The sequence below is a fragment of the Citrobacter sp. S46_ASV_140 genome, from assembly GCF_018919545.1.
Lineage (GTDB): Bacteria > Pseudomonadota > Gammaproteobacteria > Enterobacterales > Enterobacteriaceae > Citrobacter > Citrobacter braakii.
This window is the reverse complement of the sequence record NZ_JAHLRC010000129.1, coordinates 1-9,321: the sequence shown is the minus strand read 5'-3', so window position 1 is coordinate 9,321 and position 9,321 is coordinate 1. Positions and strand designations below refer to the sequence as shown.

At 51.6% G+C, this 9,321-nt stretch carries 7 protein-coding genes, 1 pseudogene and 1 riboswitch; of the genes and pseudogenes, 5 read left to right on the top strand and 3 right to left on the bottom strand.

Annotated features, from left to right (window positions below):
* Window positions 1-1,090: pseudogene (locus tag KQJ19_RS20315) on the bottom strand (lysozyme); the annotation flags it as partial.
* Between the two features lie 482 nt (window positions 1,091-1,572).
* Here KQJ19_RS20315 and oxyR point away from each other — a divergent pair.
* Window positions 1,573-2,490: a DNA-binding transcriptional regulator OxyR gene (gene oxyR / locus KQJ19_RS20310; RefSeq protein WP_003028858.1), complete on the top strand. Its 918-nt coding sequence runs from the start codon at window positions 1,573-1,575 to the stop codon at window positions 2,488-2,490.
* Here the strand turns inward: oxyR and sthA are convergent.
* Complete coding sequence (gene sthA / locus KQJ19_RS20305; protein ID WP_016155291.1) at window positions 2,473-3,873, bottom strand: Si-specific NAD(P)(+) transhydrogenase; 1,401 nt, start codon at window positions 3,871-3,873, stop codon at window positions 2,473-2,475. The two genes, oxyR and sthA, sit on opposite strands and share 18 nt — an antisense overlap.
* Window positions 3,874-4,064: 191 nt before the next feature.
* Between sthA and fabR the strand changes: the two genes are divergently transcribed.
* Window positions 4,065-4,700 carry an HTH-type transcriptional repressor FabR gene (gene fabR, locus KQJ19_RS20300; RefSeq protein WP_003028862.1) on the top strand — a complete coding sequence of 212 codons (636 nt, stop codon included), beginning with the start codon at window positions 4,065-4,067 and terminating at the stop codon, window positions 4,698-4,700.
* A 15-nt stretch (window positions 4,701-4,715) separates the two neighbouring features.
* Entirely contained in the window at window positions 4,716-5,075 is a 360-nt protein-coding gene (locus KQJ19_RS20295; protein WP_016155292.1) for a YijD family membrane protein, read from the top strand.
* A gap of 45 nt (window positions 5,076-5,120) precedes the next feature.
* Here KQJ19_RS20295 and trmA read toward each other — a convergent pair whose 3' ends face one another.
* On the bottom strand, window positions 5,121-6,221 hold the full coding sequence (gene trmA, locus KQJ19_RS20290; RefSeq protein WP_019077891.1) for a tRNA (uridine(54)-C5)-methyltransferase TrmA: 1,101 nt from the start codon (window positions 6,219-6,221) through the stop codon (window positions 5,121-5,123).
* A gap of 115 nt (window positions 6,222-6,336) precedes the next feature.
* A riboswitch (cobalamin riboswitch) is annotated at window positions 6,337-6,524 on the top strand.
* A gap of 64 nt (window positions 6,525-6,588) precedes the next feature.
* On the opposite strand from trmA, the gene btuB reads away from it, so the two are divergent.
* Both btuB and murI read left to right on the top strand, forming a co-directional pair.
* Entirely contained in the window at window positions 6,589-8,427 is a 1,839-nt protein-coding gene (gene btuB / locus KQJ19_RS20285) for a TonB-dependent vitamin B12 receptor BtuB (RefSeq protein WP_103848124.1), read from the top strand.
* A complete protein-coding gene (gene murI, locus KQJ19_RS20280; RefSeq protein ID WP_046276418.1) occupies window positions 8,372-9,223 on the top strand; it encodes a glutamate racemase in 852 nt (283 codons plus the stop codon). Before btuB ends, murI begins: the two co-directional genes overlap by 56 nt.
* Window positions 9,224-9,321 lie beyond the last annotated feature (98 nt).

Sequence of the window (9,321 nt, the reverse complement as noted above, 5' to 3'; positions counted from 1 at the left end):
CATTCTTACAGGCAGCTGCCAGCGGGGAGTTATTCGCTCCGCCAATGGAAACCATCACATCGCCACCGGCTTCACGCAGCGCTTTTATTTTGCTGTACTGTGAGTAATCCTGCAGATTATAGGCCGTGCCCCAGGTTGGGATGCACTGCTCGCCGCTTTTCGCGACGACAAACGCCATGGTGAAGTGGGTAATATTTTGCTCTTTCGCCAGTTTTGCCAGATCCGGAATGCTGTTCAGGCTAAAGTCGACGTATGGTGCATAAACGTGGGCAGGCCACGGATTTTTCGGCGTCCCTACGCGCTCTTTGGTGCCTGCCCAGTTGGTATAAATCGCCCACGGGTTGTTATCATCCGGCATAACGCCTTTGACTTTCGTCTGAGCGACATAAGGTATCCCTTTGTACACCGCCAGTTTACCAGGTTCGTAAAGCGCAATGGAGTTGATCTGTGGGGCATTATTAAATTGTTCCTGGGTGAATTCGACCGTTGGGCCTAACGGTTTCCACGGACGGCCATTGGTGCCGGTCGGGTTCTGGTTACCTGCAATAGAAGGATTTTCGCCAACGGTATAGTACAGTGCTTCATAAGACTGGCCGTCAACTTTGACCTCATCCCCTTTGTTATAAACCTGGCTGGAACTCCAGTCGGGTACTGGCGTATAGAGTTTCCACGGGTTGTCGGCACCTGGGGTGAAGGAATAAGCCGGAATGGGCCTGGACGCTTCATATGTCACATCCTGATAAGCGACAATATCATCTTTGGCATAATCTTTTTCTGCGCTGAATGCGTCGTGGGCAACAGGCGTGGCGCTCCCGGATTCACAAGTGGTTGGGTTGCCGTATTGGTCTATTTCCGCTTTTGTGGCATCGCGCACATAACTCCACGGATTATCCCAGTTTTCAGCGGACGCGCCCTGTGGGCAATTATCGGCATTTACATACCAGCGGTTACTATAAACTTTACTGTCAAAAATAACTTCAATGGTGTTTCCACCTGACTGACCGCTCCAGGCTTCCAGGGCGAATGCGTTTGCGGCGCACGACATCAGACCTGCCGCGAGAAAATATCGCGAAATAGTATTGAGTTTCATAAAAGATTCCATTCGATAAATATTAGAAAAATATGGGTGAATGTACTCTAAATAATTAGAGTGGCGAAGAAACGAGTGTTCTTGCGATTTGCCATATATTGAATATCGCGCGGTTATTATTTATGAACCTGAAAGGGCGTCAAATATATAAATGATACAAAATGTTTTTGATTATTTTAATTTAATATGATTTTCATTTAAATAATCGAATGGAAATATGTAATTTATATTTTGTATATATTTTTTTGAATGTATTCGCGCCGGGCGCAAAAAAAATGCGGACTCAAGGTCCGCAAAAGTTCACGTTGGCTTTAGTTATTTCGAGTATGAGAGAAACTCTCAAAACGGACAGTAGCTTCAAGGGTTAAAGGGGTACCGTTCCGTTTCTGTGGTGCATTATTAAACAGAAAGCTTGATAGGGATAATCGTTCGTTGCTATTCTACCTATCGCTACGAACTATCGTGGCGATGGAGGATGAATAATGAATATTCGTGATCTTGAATACCTGGTGGCGCTAGCCGAACATCGTCACTTCCGACGAGCGGCAGACTCCTGTCACGTTAGTCAGCCAACGCTGAGCGGACAGATCCGCAAGCTGGAAGATGAGCTTGGCGTCATGCTGCTGGAGCGTACGAGTCGCAAAGTGCTGTTCACTCAGGCAGGTTTACTGCTGGTGGATCAGGCGCGCACCGTGCTGCGCGAGGTCAAAGTGCTCAAGGAGATGGCAAGCCAACAAGGCGAGACAATGTCTGGACCGCTGCATATTGGTTTGATCCCAACGGTGGGGCCATACCTGCTGCCGCATATTATTCCTATGTTGCACCAGACCTTCCCAAAACTGGAAATGTATCTCCATGAGGCGCAGACGCATCAGCTGTTGGCGCAACTGGATAGCGGTAAGCTCGACTGCGTCATTCTGGCGCTGGTGAAAGAGAGTGAGGCGTTCATCGAAGTACCGTTATTTGATGAGCCTATGCTGCTGGCGATCTATGAAGATCACCCATGGGCAAACCGCGACTGTGTACCGATGTCCGATCTGGCGGGTGAGAAACTGCTGATGCTAGAGGATGGCCACTGCCTGCGCGATCAGGCGATGGGCTTCTGCTTTGAAGCGGGTGCTGATGAGGATACCCATTTCCGGGCGACCAGTCTGGAAACGCTGCGTAACATGGTGGCGGCAGGCAGCGGTATTACCTTACTACCTGCGCTGGCTGTGCCGCCGGAGCGTAAGCGTGATGGCGTTGTCTATCTGCCCTGCATCAAGCCTGAACCGCGCCGTACGATTGGCCTGGTGTATCGTCCAGGTTCGCCGCTGCGCAGCCGTTATGAACAGCTGGCAGAGGCCATCCGTGGGTCAATGGATGGCCATTTCGACAGTGCGTTAAAACAGGCGGTTTAAGCCATTTAGCGCTGCTACCCGATAGGCTTCCGCCATGGTTGGGTAGTTAAAGGTGGTGTTAACGAAGTATTCGATGGTGTTACCACCACCTTTTTGCTCCATTATCGCCTGACCGATGTGAATAATTTCGGCCGCGCGTTCCCCAAAGCAGTGGATCCCCAGAATCTCTTTTGTTTCGCGATGGAACAGGATCTTCAGCGTTCCGACACTCATACCCACGATTTGCGCACGTGCCAGATGTTTAAACTGGGCGCGGCCAACCTCGTATGGAACTTTCATGGCCGTGAGCTGTTGCTCGGTTTTCCCGACGGAGCTGATTTCCGGAATGGTATAAATTCCGGTCGGGATATCTTCGATCAGATGCGCGGTAGCTTCGCCTTTTACCAATGCCTGGGCGGCAATGCGTCCCTGATCGTAGGCCGCCGATGCCAGACTCGGATAGCCGATCACATCTCCTACGGCATACACGTGCGGCAGCGCCGTCTGGTACATGCTGTTGACCTTCAACTGTCCGCGGCTGTCGGTTTTCAACCCAATATTTTCCAGCGCCAGCGAATCGGTATTCCCGGTACGGCCATTGGCGTACAACAGGCAGTCGGCTTTCAGTTTCTTACCGGATTTCAGATGCATGATGACGCCGTCATCGCAACCTTCAATCTTCTCGTACTCTTCGTTGTGGCGAATGACCACACCGCTGTTCCAGAAGTGGTAAGAGAGCGAGTCGGACATCTCTTGATCGAGGAACGCAAGCAGACGATCGCGGGTGTTGATTAAATCAACTTTGACGTCCATTCCACGGAAGATCGACGCATATTCGCAGCCAATTACTCCCGCACCATAAATCAAAACATGGCGGGGTTCATGGTGCAGGCTCAGGATAGAGTCGCTGTCATAAACCCGGGGATGGGAAAAGTCGACATCCACCGGATGATAGGGGCGTGAACCACAGGCGATGATGAACTTATCCGCGGTCAGCGTTTCCACCGTGCCGTCGTGGCATTCAAGGGCGAGTGTGTGTTCATCAACAAAACGGGCATTTCCCTGCAAAATTTCACAGTGGTTGCGCTCGTAAAATCCTTGCCGCATACGCGTTTGCTGATTAATAACGTTATCAGCGTGGTTGAGAATATCGGCGAAAGAAGAACGAAGGAGTCGGGAGTGGTCGCTGTAAAGTGGGTTCTGATTGAATTCAATAATACGGCTGACGGCGTGGCGGAGGGCTTTCGACGGGATGGTCCCCCAGTGGGTACAGCCTCCGCCGACGTTATGATAGCGCTCAATCACCGCGACGCGCGCTCCTTGCTTAACCAGACCCATTGCAGCGCCTTCGCCGCCGGGACCGGAACCTATTACTATTGCATCGTAATCGTAGGAATGTGACATGGTCAGGCTTACCTGTTCTTATACATAAAAGCAACAGAATAGTAACATCGTTGTCGGGATAACCCAATTATCGTTGTGCTTTTTTGCGAACTCGAAGCACAAACTGCGCGTAAACAATCATTCACAAAGCCATGCCAACCGCCTAATCTCTGGTATAGTGCCAGCAAGGTATGTGGAAGGATTCAGACATCGTGATGGGCGTTAGAGCGCAACAAAAAGAAAAAACCCGGCGTTCGCTGGTAGAAGCCGCATTTAGTCAACTCAGCGCTGAGCGTAGTTTTGCCAGCCTCAGTTTACGCGAAGTCGCTCGTGAAGCGGGCATTGCGCCAACCTCGTTTTATCGCCATTTCCGTGATGTGGATGAACTCGGCCTGACGATGGTGGATGAGAGTGGTTTGATGCTGCGTCAGTTGATGCGTCAGGCGCGTCAGCGTATCGCGAAGGGCGGGAGTGTGATCCGCACCTCGGTCTCAACATTTATGGAGTTCATCGGCAACAATCCCAACGCCTTCCGTTTATTATTGCGCGAGCGTTCGGGAACCTCCGCAGCGTTTCGTGCAGCGGTCGCTCGTGAAATTCAGCACTTCATTGCGGAACTTGCGGACTATCTCGAACTCGAAAACCATATGCCTCGTGCGTTTACTGAAGCGCAGGCCGAAGCCATGGTCACCATTGTGTTCAGCGCCGGGGCAGAAGCACTGGATGTTGGCGCCGAGCAGCGTCGACAGCTGGAAGAACGGCTGGTATTGCAACTGCGCATGATCGCGAAGGGCGCATTTTATTGGTACCGCCGTGAACAAGAGAAGATGACGCATCACTCCGAGTAACGAGAAGGACGAGCAATGAAACAGTCAGGTCAAGATAAAGGTACGCTGCTGCTGGCGCTGGTTGCTGGCTTATCGATCAATGGCACATTTGCGGCGCTGTTTAGCTCCATTGTGCCATTCTCAGTATTCCCAATTATTTCGCTGGTGCTGACGGTTTATTGTCTGCATCAACGCTATCAAAACCGTACCATGCCTGTGGGGTTACCGGGCCTGGCCGCCGCCTGTTTTATTCTCGGCGTTCTGTTGTACAGCACTGTGGTACGCGCTGAATATCCGGATATTGGCTCTAACTTCTTCCCGGCGGTTCTGTCGGTGATTCTGGTGTTCTGGATCGGCTTTAAAGTGCGTAACCGTAGACAGGAAATCGTGGAGTAATATTTGTAGGCCGGGCAAGCGAAGCGCGCCTGGCCAGGACATCATTTACTTGGCGGTCAGTAATACTCCGCACTCCATATGGTGCGTATACGGGAACTGATCGAACAGAGCCAGGCGTGAAACATTGTGCGTCTGGCTTAACGTTTCCAGGTTCTTACACAATGTCTCCGGGTTACAGGAGATGTACAGAATTCGCGGGTACGCCTGCACCATTTTCTCTGTTTCGCTGTCCAGACCGCTGCGCGGTGGGTCAACGAAAATGGTTTCACACTGGTAACTCTTCAGATCGATTCCCTGCAAACGGTTGAACTCGCGAACCCCGTTCATCGCCTGAGTAAACTCTTCGGCCGCCATGCGGATAATTTGTACGTTATCAATATGGTTAGCCGCAATGTTGTATTGTGCAGCAGCCACGGACGGTTTAGCGATTTCAGTGGCCAGCACGCGGTTGAAGTTTTGTGCGAGGGCTAACGAGAAATTGCCATTGCCGCAGTACAGCTCAAGCAGGTCGCCTTTTGATCCCCTGGTGACATCAATCGCCCATTCCAGCATCTGAATATTCATGGCGGCATTCGGCTGGGTGAAGCTGTTCTCAACCTGGCGGTAGATAATCTCTTTACCCGCAACCGGCAAGCGTTCGTCAATGTAATCCTGGTCCAGCTCGATTTTGGTTTTGGTTGCCCGGCCAATCAGATGCACGTTCAGGTTTTGCGCCCGTAACGCATCCCGCAGCGCTTCAGCTTCCTGACGCCATTCATCATCCAGCTTTTTATGGTACAGCATCGATACCACCGCCTGATCGCTCAGGGTAGTGAGGTAATCAATCTGGAACAGTTTGTGGCGCAGGACGTGGTTGTTGCGAACGCCGTCGATCATTGCCGTCATCAGCGTGTTGATAAGCTCGCTGGCCGCCGGGAAACTGTCGACGCGGATACGGCTTTTGGTCTGGCTGTCGAACATGATGTGGTACAGATCATCCCCGTCATGCCACAGACGAAATTCCGCGCGCATACGGTAGTGGCTGACCGGCGAGCGAAACACTTCCGGAGCCTGTGCATAAAATGGCGTCATTAAGCTCTGCAGACGCACTACTTTTTCAGCTAACTGGGCGTCGTACTGTTCTGTCGGAAGGTGTTCGGGGGTCATGATGCGTCCTGAAAAATAAAAGTACGCGGGGATTGTAGGGATTGCTCAACAGATGTCCAGTCATTGATGATTTCCGATATTGTGATGCGCGGTCTGGACACCAGGTTGTAACAAACTGTAGCATCCGTTTTCCGGTCCTGTGAGTTAAAAGGGAATCCAGTGTGAATCTGGAGCTGACGCGCAGCGGTAAGGAAGGTAGGAGATGAGCGCACCTGGTGCAGACACTGCGGCTTGCCGTGGGAAGTCATCATCTCTTTAAGTTGCCTCCAAGCCCGAAGACCTGCCGGCTAACGTCGCATCTGGCTTTCATCATCGCGTACTATCGGTGGGACCTGCGGCATCCTTCTTATATTGTGGATGCTTTACAATGATTAAAAAAGCTTCGCTGCTGACGGCGCTCTCCGTCACGGCATTTTCTGGTTGGGCGCAGGACACTAGCCCAGATACTCTCGTCGTCACTGCCAACCGTTTTCAGCAGCCTCGTAGCGCTGTACTTGCCCCTATCACCGTTGTTACGCGTCAGGATATCGATCGCTGGCAATCCACTTCCGTCAATGATGTGCTTCGCCGCCTGCCGGGCGTGGATATCGCCCAATACGGTGGTATGGGACAAAATTCGTCTATTTCTATCCGCGGCACCAATGCCAGCCATGTGCTGGTGTTGATTGACGGCGTGCGTCTGAACCTGGCAGGGGTTAGCGGCGCAGCCGATCTTAGCCAGTTCCCAGTCTCGTTAGTGCAACGTATCGAATACATTCGTGGGCCGCGTTCGGCGGTTTATGGGTCTGATGCGATTGGTGGTGTGGTGAATATCATTACCACGCGTGAAAAGCCGGGGACGGAACTCACTGCCGGTGTAGGGAGCAATGGGTATCAGAATTACGATGTCTCAACCCAACAACAGCTTGGCGAAAATACGCGCGTCACATTAATGGGCGATTATGCCTATACCAAAGGTTTTGATGTTGTCGCATACGGTAGCACTGGCTCTCAGGCTCAGCCCGACAAAGACGGTTTCTTAAGTAAGACGCTGTATGGCGCGCTGGAACATAACTTTTCCGATACATGGAGCGGGTTTGTTCGCGGCTACGGCTATGATAACCGAACAGATTATGACGCGTATTATTATCCGGGGACGCCGTTAGTGGATACCCGTCAGCTCTATAGCCAAAGCTGGGATGCCGGGCTGCGCTTTAATGGCGAGCTTATCCAGTCGCAACTGGTTTCCAGCTATAGCCATAGTAAAGATTACAACTATGATCCGGATTATGGTCGCTATGACTCCTCGGCCACACTGGATGATATGAAGCAATATAATGTTCAGTGGTCCAACAGTATGGTGCTTGGTCACGGTAACGTAGGCGCAGGTGTTGACTGGCAAAAGCAAACCACGACGCCTGGCACCGGGTATGTCACGGACGGTTACGATCAGCGTAATACGGGTCTCTACCTGACCGGGTTGCAGCAACTGGGCGACTTTACCTTTGAAGGTGCGGCGCGCAGTGATGATAACTCCGAGTTTGGCCGTCATGGCACATGGCAGACCAGCGCCGGATGGGAGTTTATTGAAGGCTATCGCTTTATTGCGTCCTACGGTACATCTTACAAAGCGCCTAATCTCGGACAGTTGCATGGTTATTACGGTAATTCGAACCTGGATCCTGAACAAAGTAAGCAATGGGAAGGGGCGTTTGAAGGCTTAACGGCGGGCGTGAACTGGCGTGTATCCGGATATCGTAATGATATTGACGACATGATCGATTACGACCCGCATACCGAGAAATACTTTAACGAAGGTAAAGTTCGTATTAAAGGTGTGGAAGCGACCGCAAACTTTGATACCGGGCCGTTGGCACATACGCTGAGCTACGATTATGTCGATTCGCGCAATGCGATTACGGACAAGCCGCTCGCACGCCGTTCTAAAAACCAGGTGAAGTACCAGCTCGACTGGCAGGTTTATGATTTTGACTGGGGCCTGACGTATCATTACCTGGGAACGCGTTATGACACTGACTACGTAACCTACCAGCCAGTAAAAATGGGTGGGGTTAGCCTGTGGGATCTTGGCGTGTCATATCCAATCACCTCACAGCTGACAGTTCGTGGTAAAATCGCCAACCTGTTCGATAAAGATTACGAGACAGTTTATGGCTACGCAACTGCAGGACGGGAATACACCTTGTCTGGCAGCTACACTTTCTGATCCGCGTCCCACCGTGCTGGTGTTTGATTCCGGCGTCGGTGGGTTGTCGGTCTATGACGAGATCCGGCGTCTTCTGCCGGATCTCCACTATATATACGCTTTCGACAACGTCGCCTTTCCTTATGGAGAGAAGAGCGAGGAGTTTATCGTCGAACGTGTTGTTGAGATTGTGACTGCGGTCCAGCAGCGCTATCCCCTCTCTCTTGCGGTCATCGCATGTAATACAGCAAGCACGGTATCTCTCCCTGCATTACGTGAGAAATTTGCCTTTCCGGTTGTGGGCGTGGTGCCTGCTATTAAACCGGCGGCGCGACTCACGGCGAATGGTGTGGTGGGACTGCTGGCTACGCGTGCAACGGTGAAGCGTTCATATACCCATGAGTTGATTGCACGGTTTGCTAACGAATGTCAGATAGCGATGCTGGGTTCCGCTGAGCTGGTGGAACTGGCGGAAGCGAAGCTGCACGGTGAAACCATTTCTCTGGAAGAACTGCGTCGTGTCCTGCGCCCTTGGCTGCGGATGTCGGAACCACCTGACACAGTGGTGCTCGGATGCACCCATTTCCCTCTATTACGGGAAGAACTTTTACAGGTCCTGCCCGAGGGGACGCGGCTGGTGGATTCTGGTGCCGCGATTGCGCGTCGTACGGCCTGGTTATTAGAACATGAAGCGCCAGACGCGAAATCAACTGATGAGAATGTCGCATTCTGCATGGCAATGACGGCAGAAGCCGAACAATTATTGCCCGTGCTGCAGCGTTATGGCTTTAAGACGCTCGAAAAACTGGCTGTTTAGGCTGTTTTGGTGGAAAAATAGGCACTCGGAAGATTATTTTAAATTTCCCCTTGTCAGCCTGAAATAACTCCCTATAATGCGCCTCCACTGACACGGAA

What these genes read in the sequence shown, in the direction of transcription:
- oxyR (WP_003028858.1), top strand. Translation starts at nt 1,573, where the DNA reads ATGAATATTCGTGATCTTGAATACCTGGTGGCGCTAGCCGAACATCGT.
- sthA (WP_016155291.1), bottom strand. Translation starts at nt 3,873, where the DNA reads ATGTCACATTCCTACGATTACGATGCAATAGTAATAGGTTCCGGTCCC.
- KQJ19_RS20295 (WP_016155292.1), top strand. Translation starts at nt 4,716, where the DNA reads ATGAAACAGTCAGGTCAAGATAAAGGTACGCTGCTGCTGGCGCTGGTT.
- trmA (WP_019077891.1), bottom strand. Translation starts at nt 6,221, where the DNA reads ATGACCCCCGAACACCTTCCGACAGAACAGTACGACGCCCAGTTAGCT.
- btuB (WP_103848124.1), top strand. Translation starts at nt 6,589, where the DNA reads ATGATTAAAAAAGCTTCGCTGCTGACGGCGCTCTCCGTCACGGCATTT.
- murI (WP_046276418.1), top strand. Translation starts at nt 8,372, where the DNA reads ATGGCTACGCAACTGCAGGACGGGAATACACCTTGTCTGGCAGCTACA.